The organism is Fimbriimonadaceae bacterium (assembly GCA_023957775.1).
In the GTDB taxonomy this organism is placed as follows: Bacteria; Armatimonadota; Fimbriimonadia; order Fimbriimonadales; family Fimbriimonadaceae; genus JAMLGR01.
The window spans coordinates 45,378-61,626 of the sequence record JAMLGR010000001.1 but is presented as its reverse complement, the minus strand read 5'-3'; the positions used below and the strand labels follow the sequence as shown (position 1 = coordinate 61,626).

The window sequence follows — 16,249 nt, the reverse complement described above, 5'->3', positions numbered from 1 at the left end:
ACGCATGCCTATGCGCGGTTGGTGGGTTCTTGCCGTCGCTTTTGTCGGCGGATACGTTTGGTGTCAGGGCTCGGACGAGTTGAAGCGCCTCGCAGCCGAAGACCAGGCGGACCGCACGCAGTGGCTCTCGATGTCCGTGGAGGAGCGGCTAGCCGTCCAATCTCGGGATACGGAACGTCGCAAGCGGGCCGCCGAACTGATCGAGTCCGATGCTCTGACCACGGCGGAGGATTTCGATTCCGCCGCGTTGCTCTTCCAGCACGGGACGTCGCCGGACGACTTCGAGGTCGCCCGCGAACTGGCCCTCATGGCCTTCCACATGGGGAGGCCCACCAGCCTGGTCGCTCTGGCCGAAGATCGTTTCCTCGTGCACATCAATCGACCTCAGCGCTTTGGAAGCCAGTTCGCCGTCTCCGGCAGCGGCCCCTTGACCATGAATCGTGTGGACACCGGGACAAGGGCCTCCGTGACCGACGCGCTGCGTCTGGACTCGCTGCAACCACCGCTCGACGTGCTTCAGAAGCAGAGCACAGAGGCGGTCGAGGCCTCGATGCCGGCCATTCTCGAACGATTGAAGGAGCGGACGGACAATGCCTGGCAGATCACGGCGCTGGCCACGCCGGAGAGCCTCGAACTCTCGAAGCTCGCCAAAGGGCGCTCCACACAGGCCGCCAGAGCGCGCGTGTTGGAGCTTTACGCCGCGGACAAGCTCGCCGCCCCCTTGGATTACCTGAACGCGGCGAAGGTGCTCACCGAGTCGTCCGAGCCACCCGCGCGCCTCCTTGCAAACGAACTCGCCGCGGTCGCTTTTGTGAGGGGCCAGCCCGACGCGGGTCCGCTCTTCGCGCTGACGTGGGACCGATTCCTCGGTGGGATTGGCCGACCGACGCGCTACGGGACGCGCGGCACCAAGCGCGTGCGACCCTCCGTGAGCCCTGCCGTGCGGCGCGCCTTCGGCCTCGAGGAAGCCCTCTAGTCGTCCAGCTCGACGGTTCCCTTCTTGTCCACGCCCGACTTTCGCTTGATCGAACCGTAGGACTGCGACGGGTCTCCGGGCGCCTGGGCCGGGGTTCCGCCATGGGCGGCCGCAGCCGTCGCGGCTGCCCGCGCGCGAGCCAACTCCTCCGAAGCCAGGTGCACCAGCGTGTGCTTCTCCCCCTTCTTCCGGCCGATCGCCCGGTCCCACAAGTAGAGGATGGGGGCCGCGTTGTAGATCGAAGAGTAGGTGCCCGAGATCACGCCGACGAGCATCGCCGCGTTGAACAGCTTCAGGTCCGGCGTCGCGGATCCGATAAAGATCAGGATCGCAAGCGACACGATGACCGTCATCGAGGTGTTGATCGACCGCGCGAACGACTGGGTGATCGAGCGGTTGACAAGGTTCTCGAAGTCTTCGCCGCGCTTAGGTTTCCTGAGATTCTCACGGATTCGGTCGAAGATGACGATCGTGTCGTGCGTGGAGAAGCCGATCATCGTGAGCATCGCGGTCAGGAACAGGGCGCTGATCTCCCAGCCGAGGAAGTAACCACCCACGGCGGCCAAACCCACCACCACGAGGATGTCGTGAATCAAAGCGCCGAGCGCCGAGGCGCCGAAGCGCAAGCCCACGACGAAGCCGAGCCCGAGCGACAGGCCGAACCGGAAGCCCAGGTAGACGATGATCAAGATCGTGCTGTAGATCACGCCTTTGACGGCGTTCGTGACCGTCTCCGCCTGGACGGCGGGTCCGATGTCCGTAAATTCGCGGGTATCCGCTTCGGTGAATCCTGCTGCCTGGGCGACCTTGGTCCGCAAGGCTTTCGCGCGCTCAGCCTGGTCCTTGAACTGGCGACCGCCTCCGCTTTCAAACTCCTTGATGGGAGGCACGGTGACGTAGGCAATGCGCCCGCTGTCGGCCGTGGCGAGCTTCACATTACCGCCTTTGATGCCGTTTTCTTCGAGGTTCTTCTGAATGCTCGCCGATGTGGTCGAGTTGTCCTTCAGCGCGTAAACGGCCTCGTAGCCGCCTTGGAACTCGACGTTGGGCTTGAGCCCGCCCATGGCGATGAAGATGATGCCCGGGACGATCGGCAACGCCGAGATGATGAAGAAACGCTTGGCGTTGTTGACGATCTGCAGGGGCTTCGCGTCGGCTCCCTTCTCGAGCTTTTCGCCAAACCAGGCCCGGTTCAAGCCGTACCACTTCTTGTCCTTGCCGATGCCCGTTCCCACGAGGAACATGAGGAGCGATCGCGTGACCGTCACGGCGGTGAACAGCGAGATCAGGACGCCGATGATCAGCGTGCTGGCAAATCCCTTCACCGGACCCGTTCCGAACTGCGCAAGCACCAAGGAGGTGAGGATCGTACACGCGTTCGAGTCCACGATCGCCGGCAAGGCGCGCCGGAATCCGAGTTCGATGGCGGAGGTCAATGGCCGGCCTTCGCCGATCTCCTCCTTGACCCGTTCAAACACAAGGATATTGGCGTCCACGGCCATGCCCACGGAGAGCACGACGCCCGCAATCGCGGCGAGCGAGAAGGTGGCGCCGAGCATCTTGAGCACCGTCAAGGTGAAGAGGATGTACAGCAGCAGCGCCACGAGCGCCACCACGCCTGGGAACACGTAGTAGATGATCAGGAACAGCGAGATGAAGGCGAACGCGACGACGCCTGCCGTGAGGATCTGGTTGAGCGCCTGCTTGCCGATCGTGGGGTCCACCTTCTGGCTGGAAAGCTCCTCAAGGTCGACCGGAAGCGCGCCCGAGTTCCACAAATTGGTCAGCGTTCGGACGTATTCGGGCGTGAAATCGCCTTCGATGACGGCGTTTGTGGTGAGAATCGTGCCGTCGCGAAGGGGGGCGATGCTGAGGACGACGCCGTCCATGACCGCGGCGATCTTCTCGCCCTGGTTCATGACCTTGCGGCTCCAAGCCTCGATCTTCTTCGAGCCCTCGCTCGAGAACTCCATTAGCGGAATCCACTTGTTGCCGTTCTGCTGCCCCGTCGCCCGTTTGAGATCGTCGCCTTGAAGGATCAGCTCCCAGCCCTCGATCATCTTCTCATACTCGGGGTCGCCCGGTTTGAAGACCTTGGTTGCGTCTCGCGTGAGCCGGAAATTGACCTCCGGGCTTCCGTCTTCGGTGACCTGCTGGTCCTCGGAGTAGCGGCGGAATCCCGCCCGCTCCGTGGTGACGTTCTTCGCCCAGTAGAACTTGATGCTGGCGCTGGTTTGGAGCGTTTTGCGCGCCGCATCGATGTCGGTCGTTCCGGGAAGCTCGACCACAAACTGGTCTGTTCCCTTGGCTTGGACGTTCCCCTCCACGACGCCGATCGACTTGGCGACGCGGCTCGTGAGGATGCGCACCAGGTTCCGACGAATCTCCTCGACCCGGCCCTTCTGGTCCTGCGTCAGCTTGGACAGGTCCATGCGGAACGTGAACCGCACGCCGCCTTGGACATCGAGCCCGTACTGGTAGTTGGTGCTCCGGTAGAGCAGCGCCGACACGATGGTCAGGCCCAAAACGATAAGGAGGAAATAATAGCTTCTCGACTGCAAGTTCGCACGTCTCCAACGCGAGGTGATCGCCGCGACATTATACCGGAGCGGGAATCGGGAGACGGGAACCGGGAGACGGGAACCGGGAATCGGGAGACGGGAACCGGGAGACGGGAGACGGGAATCGGGAGACGGGAGACGGGAACCGGGAATCGGGAACCGGGAATCGGGAACCGGGAGACGGGAATCGGGAATCGCTCCGACACCGATTCCCGATTCCCGACTCCCGACTCCCGTCCCCCAGATATAGTAAAGAGGAAGAGGAGGTCTTCGAAATGAAACTTCGATTACTCCTTGCCGGCACGGTGGTTCTCGCCTCCGCCCTGTCTCAAGCCCAGCCCATTGGATGGGTGAAGGATTGGGATGCGGCGAAGAAGAGCGCGGCTGCGTCCGGCAAGATGATCATGCTCGACTTCTACACCGACTGGTGAGGCTGGTGCAAGCGACTGGAGAAGGACACCTATCCCGATCCTCGAGTCCAGAAGCTTGCGGCCCAGTTGGTGCCGCTCAAAGTCAACGCAGAAAAAGAGGGCGTCGCCCTCGCCAAACAGTATCACGTCCAGGGTTATCCCACGATCCTGTTCGTCGACGCCAAGGGGGAACTCGTCGGAAAGATCGGCGGCTACATGCCCCCCGAAGGGTTCTCAGAGGAGATGGCCAAGGCGCTGAAGCTCCACAAGTCGCTCCCAAGCGTCCTTGCGAAGCTCAAGGCCAACCCGAACGACCCGGAAGCCAACGCGCAGATGGTCGCCATTTCGGCGGCTCGCGAAAAGCCGGACCAGGCCCTCGCCCAACTGGCACGGGCCGAGAAGGGCCACTACAAGGGCCCCGCGCTCGCGCCGGCGTACAACGCCGTCGGCGACTACTACCAAACGTCCGGCGACCTTGACAAGGCCATCGGCTACTTCAAGAAGGCGGATGCGGCGTCGCTGAACGCGAACGACCGCGCTTACGCGCTCATCTCGCTCATGGTGTGCCACCAGGGCAATCGGGACGTGGCCTCGGCCAAGGCCGTGGCCAAACGACTCGTCGCCCTCGAAGGCGCGCCGAAGGAGTACGTTCAAATGGCCCAGGACCTCCTCAAGGGCGGCTAAAGCCTCCGCCCCATGAGGTAGAGTGACTGGTGACCGACTTTGATTGTTGGTCACCAGTCACCATGAACGCGACTCACGATCCCGTTCGGGAAGAGATACTCGACGCCGCCGCCGAGCTCTTCGAGCACTACAGCTATCGGAAGACGACCGTCGAGGAGATCGCCCAGAAAGCCGGCGTCGGCAAGGGCACGATCTACCTTCACTTCGAGAGCAAGGAGGAGATCGGACTCGCGTGGCTGCACCGAATCCACCAGGAGATGCTGATCTCCCTTCTCGAGACGGTCGAGGGGACGGGCAGCGCGCTCGATCGACTCGAGGAGTTCCTCGTGCAGCGGGTGATGTTGCGGGATGCGATCTTCCGCCAGCACCGAAGGAGTCTGGACGAGGCCCTCGAGAGCCTGAGAGGCATGCTCGACGAGCATCGCCACCGGTTCCACGCCCAAGAAGCCGCATTGATCGCCCGGCTCATCGACGAGGCTGCTCGGGAAGGGGAGGCGCGCCAGACCGGCGAGTCGTCCGACCGGCTGGGCGAGACGTTGGTGGTCGCCACCAACTCGCTGCTTCCCTACCGTGTGCGAACAGAACAGGTCCCCCCGCGCAAGACGATCGAGGACCATGCGCGCCGCGTCTCCGCGCTCCTGCGCCAAGCCCTTCAGAAGCCGCAAGAGATCAATCATGGATGAATCCCCCAGCCCGCCCTCCAAACGCAAGCGCGGCGTCGCCGTCGCCAAGATCCTGATCCCGCTGGCGGTCGTCATCGCGCTGGGCTACGGCGTACGCCAGTGGATCTGGCTCCATGGGCATGAATCTACGGACAACGCGCAGGTCGCCTCCGATCTCGTCCAGATCGCGCCTCAGGTGACCGGAATCGTTTCCGAAGTTCTCGTCTCCGAAAACGAAGAGGTCCATGCCGGGCAGTTGCTCGCCCGACTCGACGACTCCAAGCTCCGAGCGCAAGTCTCCGCAGCGCGGGCAAACCTCGAAGCCGCGATTGCCGATGCCCGGGCGGCAGGAGTCGACGTCGACTTCTCGAAGACCATGGCCGAGGCCAGCAAGCTCTCCGCAGACGGCGACCGCGCCCAAGCCCAGGCCGGGGTGTTGGCCGCCGAGGCCGGCATCGGCTCCGCCGCCGCCGCCCTGTTGGGATCCCAGGCGGACGCCCAGGGCGCCGCTTCCCTGCTGGACGACGCCAAGGCCCAGGTCGCGCTCGCCCGCCAAAGCCTCGAGCGGACCGATGCCGGGGTGACCGCCGCACAGGCCCAACTGCGGGCCGCCAAGACCTCGGTCGCCTCCGCAGAGGCATCGATCTCTGCGGCCCAAACGGGAGCGACGGTCGCCGCGCGGGATCTGGCGCGCCTCAAACTCCTTGAAAGTCAGGGCGCCGTGAGTCGGGAGCAGCTCGACCAAGGCCTTGCTCGGGAGGCGCAGGCCTCCGCGGGTCTGCAGGTCGCGCAGCAACAACTGGCCATGGCACGGGCGCTGGTCGACCAGCGCCAGGCCGAATTGGAGAGCGCCCTCGTCGCCCGGAAGCTTGCGCAGACGGCCATCGACCAAGCGCAAGTCCACCTGCGAACCGTCCGCCACGATCTTGATTCAGCCAAAGCTCGGGCAGATCTTGCCAAGCAGAAGACCACGGGGGCCCAGGCCGAGCTTGCCGCGGCCAAGGGCCGGCGGACGAGCGCGGCCGGCGAGCTGTCTCAGGCAGCCGGCGCGCAATTGATGGTCGGGCAGAAGGAGGCCGCCTGGCAGCAAGCGCAGGCGAAGGTCGATCAGGCGAGGGCGGCGCTGGAAAGTGCCGAGCTCGACCTTGCGCATGCCCGAATCGTGGCGCCGCGCGCCGGACGCGTGAGCAAGAAACTGGGGGCGGTGGGCGATCTGGTCGCCGTCGGACAACCCTTGATGTCGATCGTGCCGGCTGGCGGCTTGTACATCGTCGCCAACTTCAAGGAGACGCAGATGGTCAACATTCGGAGCGGCGAGCCCGTGGAGATCGAACTGGACGCCTACCCGGGTCGAACGATCGCGGGCCGCATCGACAGCACGTCGGCGGCGACCGGTTCAACGTTCTCCCTTCTTCCTCCGGACAATGCCACCGGGAACTTCGTGAAGGTCGTGCAGCGAGTTCCCGTCAAGATCGTGTTCGCCGACGACTCGAAACTGGAGGGGCTGCGGGTGGGCATGTCCGCTCTGGTCACCGTGGCGGTGAAATAGCGTTGGGTCCCATTCCCTCGATGGAGGAGCCGCTGAACCCCAACCGGTGGATCATCCTCGTCGGGCTGATCCTCGCCGCGGTCATGGAGGTGCTCGACACCACGATCGTCAACGTGTCGCTGCCTCAAATGGCGGGAAACCTCGGTGCGACGACCGAGGAGATCGGCTGGGTGGCGACCGGCTACATCCTCAGCAACGTGGTGGTGTTGCCCCTCACGGCGTGGCTTTCATTCCGATTCGGCCGCAAACGCTACCTGGGCGCGTCCATTCTCCTCTTCGTGGGGGCTTCATTCTTCTGCGGCACCTCCACGTCGTTGGTGTCGCTCGTGGGATGGCGGATTGTCCAAGGCGCCGGGGGCGCCGCGCTGCTCTCCACTGCGCAGGCGACGATTCGCGAGATCTTCCCACGCGAGCAGCAGGGCCTGGTCCAGTCCATCTACGTGCTGGGCATCATCGTGGCGCCCACCCTCGGCCCAACGGTGGGTGGGTGGATCACCGACAACTACTCCTGGCACTGGAACTTCCTGATCAACGTGCCCATCGGCCTCTTGGCGTTCTTCCTCGTCTTCTCCTTCCTGGAAGATTCGACCTTCCACATGAAGGTCCAGAAGCTCGACGTCGCGGGCATCCTGCTCTTGACGTCCGGGCTGGGCTGCCTCCAGTACGCCCTGGAGTCTGGCAACGACAAAGGCTGGTTCGAAAGTTCTGCCATCGTGTGGCCGTTTCTCATCGCCTCCATCACCCTTCCGATCTTCGTGTGGTGGCAGCTCTCGCCGCGGAACGAACAGCCAGTGGTGAATCTGCGGGTCCTGCGCAATCGGGAGCTCTCGGCGGCACTCGTGCTGTTCGTGGTGTTGGGATTCGGTCTCTACGGCGGGGTTTTCATCTTCCCGTTGTTCGCCCAGTCGGTCATGGGGCTCTCTCCAACCGAGACCGGGCTTTCGATGCTTCCCGGAGGGATTGCCACGGGGATCGCCGCGATCACGGTGGGCCGTTTGCTGAACGGCCCCCGGCCCCGTTTCGACCCTCGCCTTTCCATCGTGCTGGGATTGGGACTGTTCGTCACGTCGATGTTCGACCTGGGTTCCCTCCCCGCCTACGCGGGCTCCGGCGACGTCCAACTGGCGCTTATCGTGCGCGGTTTCGGCCTGGGAATGCTCTTCGTGCCGATCAACCTCGCCGCGTTTGCGACGCTCCGCGGGGCCGAGATCGCTCAAGGCGCCGCCATGTTGAATCTGAGCCGACAGATCGGAGGGACGTTCGGCATCGCGGCCCTTGGGAGCTTCATCACGCGGCAGGCGGCCTACGCGCGCGTGGATCTGCTCTCCAATCTCTATGCGGGCAATCCCGCACTCCAGCAGCGCATCGAGGGCGCAGCACAAGCGCTCGTGGCTCGCGGGTATTCGCCCGCCGGCGCCCACCAGGCAGCCTTTGCCCTGATCGATCGGAGCGTCTCCGTCCAGGCCCACACCATCGCCTTCAACAGCGGGTTCATCCTGATCGGGATCGTGTCGATCGTCTCCTCCGTGGCGATCTTGGCGTTGCGAAAGCCCGAACCCCTTCCACGAGCCGCGTAGCGCGTGGCACGCACGGGCAGGCCGGACCAGTAGAATGGGCGCATGAGGGTCTACATTTCCGCCGACATCGAAGGAGTCACGGGGGTGGTCACTTGGGGTCAAACGGGGGGTCCCCGCTCCGAGCACTACGATTGGCCGCACGCCCGCCGGATGATGACCCACGACGTGAACGCCGCGATCCGAGGGGCGCGGGCCGCGGGTGCAACCCGAATCGTGGTGAAGGACAGCCACGGGGGCGGCAAGAACCTCCTCGTCTCCGATCTCGAAGCGGGCGTCGAGCTGCTCTCGGGCTCCGGAAGCGGGGCTCTGGGGATGATGGAGGGGGTCGACGCGGGTTTCGACTGCGCGATGCTGGTCGGCTACCACGCGATGGCGGGGACGACCGCGGGCGTGATGGAGCACACGATCAGTGGAAACGTCCATCGGTACTGGATCAACGGGATGCCCGCAGGCGAAATCGCCATGAGCGCGGCGACGGCGGGTGTCTGCGAGGTTCCGCTGGTGCTGGTCAGCAGCGACGAGGCCGGATGCCGCGAGGCCGAGGAGTTGGTGCCCGCGCTGAAGACCGCGGTGACCAAACACGGCATCGGCCGTTACATGGGCCGTTTGCTGCACCCCTCCGAGACGGGGCCCCGGATCGAAGCGGCGGCGGGGGATGCGGTCCGTTCGGCGGGGAGCATCGCGCCGTGGGTGCCTCAAAGCCCCGTGGTGGCGAAGATCGAGTTCAACCGCTCCGAAGAGGCGGACGCCGCGTGCCAGCTCTTGGAGTGGGAGCGGATCGATGCCTACACGGTCGTGTGTACGGCGCCCGACTGGCCCACCGCGCACGTCGCTTCGCGCCGCGCCATGGCCGCCGCAGGCACCGGCGCCTCCAACAACGGCTAGCGCTAGTCTGTGGGAGTGCGCGGACTCCGAGTAGGACAACCCCTCCGTGTCCTCGTCGATGCCACGCCCGCTTGGCGGGCGTGCCGAGACTCTCCGACCTTGAACTCACGCTCGTCGAGCGGGCGTGGCACCCGCCGAGGATCGGCAACCTTGGCAGAGGTCAGTCGGCGGCCCAGAACATGGGTCCGGCGGGCTCGGAAATCACGCTTGCCTTGAGCACCTGGACCGCTTTGCGGAGGCCTTCCATCGGGGACATGAGCCCATCCTCGTGCTCGATGCTGAGCACGTGGTCGTAGCCCGCCATGCGCAGGTTCGAGACGAAGTCCTTCCACCACCCCAGCGTGTGCCCGTAGCCCACGCTGCGGAACACCCAAGACCGGTTCAGGATGTCCCCATAGGACTTGGTGTCGAGGTTTCCGTTGCGCGCGGAGTTGTAGGGATCGATGCGCGTGTCCTTGGCGTGGACGTGGTAGAGGGCCCCTTCGGCACCCAGTTCCCGAACGGCGGCGATGGGATCGATGCCTTGCCACCAAAGGTGCGAGGGGTCGAAGTTGGCGCCGATCGCATCGCCGTTCTTCCCCACGCCGTTGCGCAGTTTGAGCAGGGTGTCGTTCGAGTAGCAGACGAACCCCGGGTGCATCTCGATGCAGAACTTGACCTTGTGCTCCTTCAGGAAAGCCGCCTGCTCGCGCCAGTAGGGGATCACCTTCTTCTTCCACTGCCAGTCCAGAATGTCTCGGAACTCGTCGGGCCAAGCACAGGTCACCCAGTTGGGGTTCTTCGCCTTCGGGCCGTCCCCCGGGCAGCCGCTGAAGCCGTTGACGCACTCCACTCCCAAGAGGTGCGCGAGCTTTACCGAGTTCTTGAATGCTTGATGGTGCTCCTCGGCCACGGCATTGTCGGGGTGCAAGGGGTTCCCATGGCAACTGATCGCGCTGATCGAGAGCCCCCGCTTCGCCACCTCGGCGAGGAGTTTTTCGCGGGCGGACTTACTCTCGAGGAGCTTCTCGACGTCGAGGTGGGCGGCCCCGGGATAGGCGCCGGCTCCGAACTCGACGGCCTCGATCCCTTCGGCCTGCACGATATCGAGTGTTTCGGTCAGCGACTTGTCCCCAAAGAGGGCGGTAAAGATCCCGATCTTCATGGCCCATTATCCCGCATCGACAAGGGTCGCCTGGCAACATTGCGAGTGTCATTAGCAACAGTTCTGCGTTATGATGGGAGGACGGGTGTCTTTCCATTGGGGCCACCCTGAGAGGAGACCATGAGGCGAACCCTATTCTTGGCCATTGCCGTGTGTGCAACCCACGCTCACGCGGGCATCACTTGGTACGATCATCCCGCGCTTTGGGGTGCGGCCGCCGGCCCCCCTTCTTACTTCGAGACTTTTGACGGATTTGCGACCGATCTCTCGTTCACGTCGAGTCCGGTGGCGTCCGCCGCGGGCGCCTTCTCTCAAGAGAGCCTCGACGGCAACACGTTCCGCAACTTTATCGATGTCCCGCCTCTTGTCTACACCGATAATAACGGGACCAAGCACGCATCGCTCTTCACAAACGGTCACGAAGCAGGTGTGGGCACCGACGTGCGCCTCACGTTTTTCACGCGCCACACCGCGCTCAGCTTTCTCACCTGGGACGCGATGACCCTCGAAGGGGCGACCATCGACGTCTTCGACGACGCGACGCTCCTTGGAAGCCACGATCTCTCCGGAGGAGCGGCTGAATTCACCGGTTTCGTCCTCGACGGCGGAATGTCGGCGACCTCGGTTCGCTTTCGCTCGACGAGCACGGTTGCCGGGATGCCTGGCGAGGGATTTGGGCTGGACGATATCCGGGGGGTCCACGCGCCGGTTCCGGAACCCGCCACCACGGCGCTTGCCTGCCTCGCCTTAGCGGCTACCGCCAGGCGCCGCAGATTCAGGCAGCCGACTCGCTAGATCCTCGGTCGGTGCCCACAGGGTGCAGAATCAACGACCTCGATAGGTCGCAAACGAATGTCCGAGGTCGAGCTGCGGCGGGACCCTGGGCTCCAAGGGTTCCCTGGCACCCCCCTCTCCAGACTGAGACCCGCGGGCGCGGGGCTACTCCCTCTCGCCCTCCAGGGCGGCTTTGACGGCGTCGAAGTTCGGCATCGTCAGGGGCGTTTCGGTCTGCTCGGCGTAGCGGATGATCCCGTGGCGATTGACGACGAAGGCCGCTCGAGCCGCGGAGGGTCCCATGCCGGCCAGACTTGGCAACAGCACGTCGTACTGCGTGGCCACCTCTTTGGCGTAGTCCGCAAGCAGGGGAATCGAGATGTTCTCCTGCTTGGCCCACGCCGCCTGAGAAAACGCGGTGTCGCACGAGATGCCCCAGACCACGGCGTCCAGCGCGGCGGCCTTCTGGTGCCAGTCGTTCACCAGGCACATCTCCTCCGTGCACGGGGGGGTGAACGCGCCCGGGAAGAACAGCAGCACGGTGTTGCGCTGTCCGAGGTTGTCCTCGAGCGACACGTCCTTGAACTCCCCGTTCTGGAGGCTTCGGAGGGTGAACAACGGGGCTCGGGTTCCAACTGGCAAAGGCATACCCACGTTCTACCCCAAGGGGACGCTCGCCGGGCAGAGGCATGGTCCGCCGAGGTCAGCCCCTTCACCTAAGGGTGGACGAACCCCTCGGTCTCGCCCCCCCTCCGCATAGCCAAGAAGGGGCGGCAGGTTCATCGCTTGCGGCTCCGTGTGTTGGAATTGTCCCCCTCGGACTCCAGCGGGGTGTCGAAACACGACCGTGAAAGAGGTCGCGGACGTTGGCCCGGGGTCGAGCAGCAGCGAGACCCCGGGCTCAAGGGTGCCCTGTTAGGCTCGTCGGCGCCTTGCGAGAAGGGCGCCGGCACCCAGAGCGAGGGCCACCATCGACGCCGGCTCGGGAACCGGATTCGCGCGAATGGTCCCATCCTGGACGTTCACGAACAGCTCCACATTGGGGTTCGCGGCGTCTGTGAAGAACTCGAGGTTGTCCGCATTGATGCTGCGGTAGTCGGCCCCGATCGCGTCCCACGTGCCGGTGTTGACGGCTTTGTAGAAGTGGCTGCCGGCGCTCAGTCCCGTAGCGGTGAACTTGTAGATCCCACCGCCCATGTCCGCCATCGCCGTGGCGGCGTTCGCATTGTCCCAGCCTTGCCAATCGCCGACCGCCGTCCAGGCGGAGACGTTGTTGCTGAGGCCGATCCGGCCACCGTCCCCGCTCCAGCCGTCTCCGTAGACGTTGGTGTCGTAGGTGATCGTAATCTCCCCGCCGCTCGTCGAGTAGAACCAGCTGTTTCCGCTGCCGGGCCAGGAGACGTTCCAGGTCCCGTCGGTGACTTTGAACTCGTGCCGCACCGTGTCGCCGAGCCCGCTCAAGTCTGCGGTGAAGATCCCGGTCCCGCTTCCGGTCTCATTGAGGAGCGGACCGTTTGGATCCCACCCGTTGAAGTCTCCAGCCAGATGAAACTCGGCATGAACGGCGCCTGAAGCGGCAACCACCGAGAGCACGAGCATCGTTCGCAGATTCATGTCCACTCTCCTTTGCGACGCGCGACGTACCGGCGCCTCGCCCTCTGGGTCCATTGTAACCCAGAATACGTATTCTCGCCAAACGGAGGGGCCAGCAACAATACGGGGTTTTTCCAGAACGGGAGTCGGGAGTCGGGAATCGGGAGTCGGGGAGGCTTGCAAATGGAAAGAGCCCCTCGAGGGGGCTCTTTGAAATCATCTACTCGGGCAACGTGCCTATCTCCCGGGCCCTTGCGGGCCAAGTACATCCGCCGCTGAGAGGCTTAACTGCCGTGTTCGGGATGGGAACGGGTGTGACCCTCTCGCCATGGTCACCCGAATAGAAACCTATTCGCCTGATTGTCGCCGCGACGCCAAGCGCTTTGGCAGCCACATGCTGGTTTAGTGGGGTTCAAGCACCAAGCTTGAATCGTAAGAGCTTTGTTTAAGCCCTCGGCCAATTAGTATCGCTTAGCTTTGACATTACTGCCTTTACACCTGCGACCTATCACCCGGTAGTCTTCCGGGGGCCTTACTCAATTGATGGGAAACCTAATCTTGGGGTGGGCTTGGCGCTTAGATGCTTTCAGCGCTTATCCCTGCCCGACGTGGCTACCCAGCGTCTGCGCCTGGCGGCACAACTGGTACACCAGAGGTCAGTTCACTCCGGTCCTCTCGTACTAAGAGCGACTCCCCTCAAGTTTCCTACGAACGTAGTGGATAGGGACCGAACTGGCTCACGCCGTTCTGAACCCAGCTCGCGTGCCGTTTTAATCCGTGAACTCCGGAACCCTTGGGACCTTGTACAGCCCCAGGATACGACGAGCCGACATCGAGGTGCCAAACCATGCCGTCGCTGTGAGCGCTCGGGCAAGATCAGCCTGTTATCCCCGGGGTAGCTTTTATCCGATGAACCCTGGCGTGCCCACACACCACCAGAGGGTCACTTAGCTCGACTTTCGTCCCTGCTCGACCTGTGTGTCTCGCAGTCAATCGCACTCTATACCTATACGCTCAACGGCTGATTTCCAACCAGCCTGAGTGCAACTTTAGACGCCTCCGTTACCTTTTGGGAGGCGACCGCCCCAGTCAAACTACCCGCCTGAGATTGTCTCCAGACCCGATAAGGGCCTGGGTTAGTGAACCAGTTATACGAGGGTGGTGTTCCATTGGTGCCGAAGCTCCCACCTACGCTCTACACGCATAGCCAATTCACAATCTCAAGGTGTAGTAAAGCTCCACGGGGTCTTTCCGTCCTACTACGTTTAACCCGCATCTTCACGGGTGCTACATTTTCACCGAGCTTCTCGTTGAGACAGTTCCCAAGTCGTTACGCCTTTCATGCGGGTCGGTATTTAGCCGACAAGGAATTTCGCTACCTTAGGACCGTTAGAGTTACGGCCGCCATTCACCCGGGCTTCACTTCAATGCTTCGGGTTACCCCTGACATCTCCGATTAACCTACGGGCATTGGGCAGGCGTCAGCCCCTATACCTCGACTTTCGTCTTAGCAGAGACCTGTGTTTTTGGTAAACAGTCGCCTGGGATGCTTCGCTGCGGCCCACCGAAGTGGGCGCCCCTTATCCCGAAGTTACGGGGCCCATTTGCCTAGTTCCTTAACGAGAGTTCTCTCGAACGCCTTAGTCTCCTCGACTCACCTACCTGTGTCGGTTTGCAGTACGGCTCGATATATCATTAACGCTGAGGAGATTTTCTCGGCCCCCCTCTGTCCCAGTTCGATTGCTCCGAAGAGCGCCCTTCCCCCGTGTCGACCTTTCCGCCGGTCTATTCAACCGGCCCAGCCTTCACGTAGCCCGCAACAACCAACGGTGCGGGATGGAACGTCGAGAAGCGTCTTTCCATCGCTGATATACCAAGGACGGGAATTTCTACCCGTTGTCCATCGGCTACGCCTTCTGGCCTCGCCTTAGGTGCCGCCTAACCTCCGTCTGACGAACATAGACGGAGAAACCTTAGGTTTTCGGCGCACAGGATTCTCACCTGTGTGATCGCTACTCATGCCTGCATTCTCACTTGTGTCCGCTCCACCAGTGCTTCCGCTCTAGCTTCACTGCTGAACACAACGCTCCCCTACCGATCCAATCCGAAGATTGAATCCCGAAGCTTCGGGAGTGTGCTTTAGCCCCCTTACATTATCCGCGCGAAATCACATTCGGCCAGTAAGCTGTTACGCACTTTTTAAAGGGTGGCTGCTTCCAAGCCAACCTCCTGGCTGTTTACGCGATTTCACATCGTTTCACACTTAGCACACGTTTAGGGCCCTTAGCTGTCGATCTGGACTGTTTTCCTTTTGACGACGGAGCTTAGCCTTCGCCGTCTCACTGCCACGTTAATTGATGGGTATTCGGAGTTTAATTGGGTTCGGTAAGCTGGTAGGCCCCCTAGCCCATTTAGTGCTCTACCCCCCACCAACATCACGTAACGCTGCACCCAAATGCATTTCGGGGAGAACCAGCTATCTCTGCGTTCGATTGGCATTTCACCGTACTAACCACAGCTCATCCCGTGACTTTTCAACGTCAATGAGTTCGGTCCTCCATGTTGTGTTACCAACACTTCAACCTGGCCATGGCTAGATCACGCAGTTTCGGGTCTACTAATGCTGACTTGACGCCCTATTCGGACTCGGTTTCCCTCCGGCTCCGGATCTTAAATCCTTAACCTTGCCAACACTAGTAACTCGCAGGCTCATTCTGCAAAAGGTACGCCATCACACCTGAACGGATTGCTCCGCACATTGTGCTCTGACTGTTTGTGGGTCGTACGATTTCAGGTTCTATTTCACTCCCCTACCCGGGGTTCTTTTCACCTTTCCCTCACGGTACTGGATGCACTATCGGTGACAAGTTGTGTTTAGCCTTACCCAGTGGTCTGGGCGGGTTCACACGCAGTTCCTCGTGTTGCGTGCTACTCAGGTACCATCTGAATCCGAAGGAAGTTTTCGAGTACGGGGCTCTCACCCTCTATGGCGGGACGTTCCAGTCCTCTTCCGCTAACACCTTCGATCTTCTTTTCTGAACCCCTCAAACGAAAGGCGAACCCTTCGTTTGGGGGGCTTAGTGATGGCCCTACAACCCCAACAGGCAAGCCTGTTGGTTTGGGCTGGTCCGCTTTCGCTCGCCGCTACTTACGGAATCTCTTCGATTTCTTTTCCTCGGGTTAATGAGATGTTTCAGTTCACCCGGTTCCCTCCACATGCCCTATTTTATTCAGGCAAGGGTAACGTGGCATTACCCACGCTGGGTTTCCCCATTCGGACACCTCCGGATCAACACTTCTGTGCAGCTCCCCGGAGCGTTTCGCCGCTTGCGCGTCCTTCATCGGCAACTTGTCCCTAGGCATTCATCGTACACCCTCTTAAGCTTATTTAGACAAAGCAGCTTTCGATTCGATGCTCGATGCTTGAATCCACT

At 62.3% G+C, this 16,249-nt stretch carries 12 protein-coding genes and 2 rRNA genes; 8 read left to right on the top strand and 6 right to left on the bottom strand.

The window, feature by feature from the left end; all coding sequences use genetic code 11:
- The first annotated feature begins 4 nt into the window (after window positions 1–4).
- Complete coding sequence (locus M9921_00285; GenBank protein MCO5295272.1) at window positions 5–976, top strand: hypothetical protein; 972 nt, start codon at window positions 5–7, stop codon at window positions 974–976.
- Here M9921_00285 and secD read toward each other — a convergent pair.
- The gene (secD, locus tag M9921_00280) at window positions 973–3,537 is read right to left on the bottom strand and encodes a protein translocase subunit SecD (protein MCO5295271.1); all 2,565 of its coding nucleotides are present in this window, start codon (window positions 3,535–3,537) and stop codon (window positions 973–975) included. The genes M9921_00285 and secD overlap by 4 nt on opposite strands.
- Before the next feature lie 275 nt (window positions 3,538–3,812).
- On the opposite strand from secD, the gene M9921_00275 reads away from it, so the two are divergent.
- From M9921_00275 to M9921_00250, 6 genes are all read left to right on the top strand, one after another.
- The gene (locus M9921_00275; protein MCO5295270.1) at window positions 3,813–3,968 is read left to right on the top strand and encodes a hypothetical protein; all 156 of its coding nucleotides are present in this window, start codon (window positions 3,813–3,815) and stop codon (window positions 3,966–3,968) included.
- 66 nt (window positions 3,969–4,034) lie between these two features.
- Window positions 4,035–4,631 (top strand): thioredoxin fold domain-containing protein, encoded by a 597-nt coding sequence (locus M9921_00270; protein MCO5295269.1) that lies wholly within the window; start codon window positions 4,035–4,037, stop codon window positions 4,629–4,631.
- Window positions 4,632–4,693: 62 nt separating this feature from the next.
- Window positions 4,694–5,314, top strand: coding sequence for a TetR/AcrR family transcriptional regulator (locus tag M9921_00265; GenBank protein MCO5295268.1), 621 nt, complete (start codon window positions 4,694–4,696; stop codon window positions 5,312–5,314).
- Entirely contained in the window at window positions 5,307–6,842 is a 1,536-nt protein-coding gene (locus tag M9921_00260; protein ID MCO5295267.1) for an HlyD family efflux transporter periplasmic adaptor subunit, read from the top strand. Before M9921_00265 ends, M9921_00260 begins: the two co-directional genes overlap by 8 nt.
- Window positions 6,843–6,862: 20 nt before the next feature.
- Entirely contained in the window at window positions 6,863–8,419 is a 1,557-nt protein-coding gene (locus tag M9921_00255; GenBank protein MCO5295266.1) for a DHA2 family efflux MFS transporter permease subunit, read from the top strand.
- 42 nt (window positions 8,420–8,461) lie between these two features.
- Window positions 8,462–9,304, top strand: a complete 843-nt coding sequence (locus M9921_00250; GenBank protein MCO5295265.1) for a M55 family metallopeptidase — start codon at window positions 8,462–8,464, stop codon at window positions 9,302–9,304.
- A gap of 160 nt (window positions 9,305–9,464) precedes the next feature.
- Here the strand turns inward: M9921_00250 and M9921_00245 are convergent, their stop codons facing one another.
- The gene (locus M9921_00245) at window positions 9,465–10,448 is read right to left on the bottom strand and encodes a sugar phosphate isomerase/epimerase (GenBank protein ID MCO5295264.1); all 984 of its coding nucleotides are present in this window, start codon (window positions 10,446–10,448) and stop codon (window positions 9,465–9,467) included.
- Between the two features lie 120 nt (window positions 10,449–10,568).
- On the opposite strand from M9921_00245, the gene M9921_00240 reads away from it, so the two are divergent.
- Window positions 10,569–11,243, top strand: coding sequence for a PEP-CTERM sorting domain-containing protein (locus tag M9921_00240; protein ID MCO5295263.1), 675 nt, complete (start codon window positions 10,569–10,571; stop codon window positions 11,241–11,243).
- A gap of 144 nt (window positions 11,244–11,387) precedes the next feature.
- Here the strand turns inward: M9921_00240 and M9921_00235 are convergent, their stop codons facing one another.
- From M9921_00235 to M9921_00220, 4 genes are all read right to left on the bottom strand, one after another.
- Complete coding sequence (locus M9921_00235; protein MCO5295262.1) at window positions 11,388–11,840, bottom strand: redoxin domain-containing protein; 453 nt, start codon at window positions 11,838–11,840, stop codon at window positions 11,388–11,390.
- Window positions 11,841–12,137: 297 nt separating this feature from the next.
- Window positions 12,138–12,836, bottom strand: a complete 699-nt coding sequence (locus M9921_00230) for a PEP-CTERM sorting domain-containing protein (GenBank protein MCO5295261.1) — start codon at window positions 12,834–12,836, stop codon at window positions 12,138–12,140.
- A gap of 202 nt (window positions 12,837–13,038) precedes the next feature.
- Window positions 13,039–13,155: ribosomal RNA gene (gene rrf, locus M9921_00225) — 5S ribosomal RNA — on the bottom strand.
- 101 nt (window positions 13,156–13,256) lie between these two features.
- Window positions 13,257–16,205: ribosomal RNA gene (locus tag M9921_00220) — 23S ribosomal RNA — on the bottom strand.
- Between the last annotated feature and the right edge of the window lie 44 nt (window positions 16,206–16,249).

What these genes read in the sequence shown, in the direction of transcription:
- M9921_00275 (MCO5295270.1), top strand. Translation starts at nt 3,813, where the DNA reads ATGAAACTTCGATTACTCCTTGCCGGCACGGTGGTTCTCGCCTCCGCC.
- M9921_00240 (MCO5295263.1), top strand. Translation starts at nt 10,569, where the DNA reads ATGAGGCGAACCCTATTCTTGGCCATTGCCGTGTGTGCAACCCACGCT.
- M9921_00260 (MCO5295267.1), top strand. Translation starts at nt 5,307, where the DNA reads ATGGATGAATCCCCCAGCCCGCCCTCCAAACGCAAGCGCGGCGTCGCC.
- M9921_00245 (MCO5295264.1), bottom strand. Translation starts at nt 10,448, where the DNA reads ATGAAGATCGGGATCTTTACCGCCCTCTTTGGGGACAAGTCGCTGACC.
- M9921_00285 (MCO5295272.1), top strand. Translation starts at nt 5, where the DNA reads ATGCCTATGCGCGGTTGGTGGGTTCTTGCCGTCGCTTTTGTCGGCGGA.
- M9921_00265 (MCO5295268.1), top strand. Translation starts at nt 4,694, where the DNA reads ATGAACGCGACTCACGATCCCGTTCGGGAAGAGATACTCGACGCCGCC.
- M9921_00250 (MCO5295265.1), top strand. Translation starts at nt 8,462, where the DNA reads ATGAGGGTCTACATTTCCGCCGACATCGAAGGAGTCACGGGGGTGGTC.
- M9921_00230 (MCO5295261.1), bottom strand. Translation starts at nt 12,836, where the DNA reads ATGAATCTGCGAACGATGCTCGTGCTCTCGGTGGTTGCCGCTTCAGGC.
- M9921_00255 (MCO5295266.1), top strand. Translation starts at nt 6,863, where the DNA reads ATGGAGGAGCCGCTGAACCCCAACCGGTGGATCATCCTCGTCGGGCTG.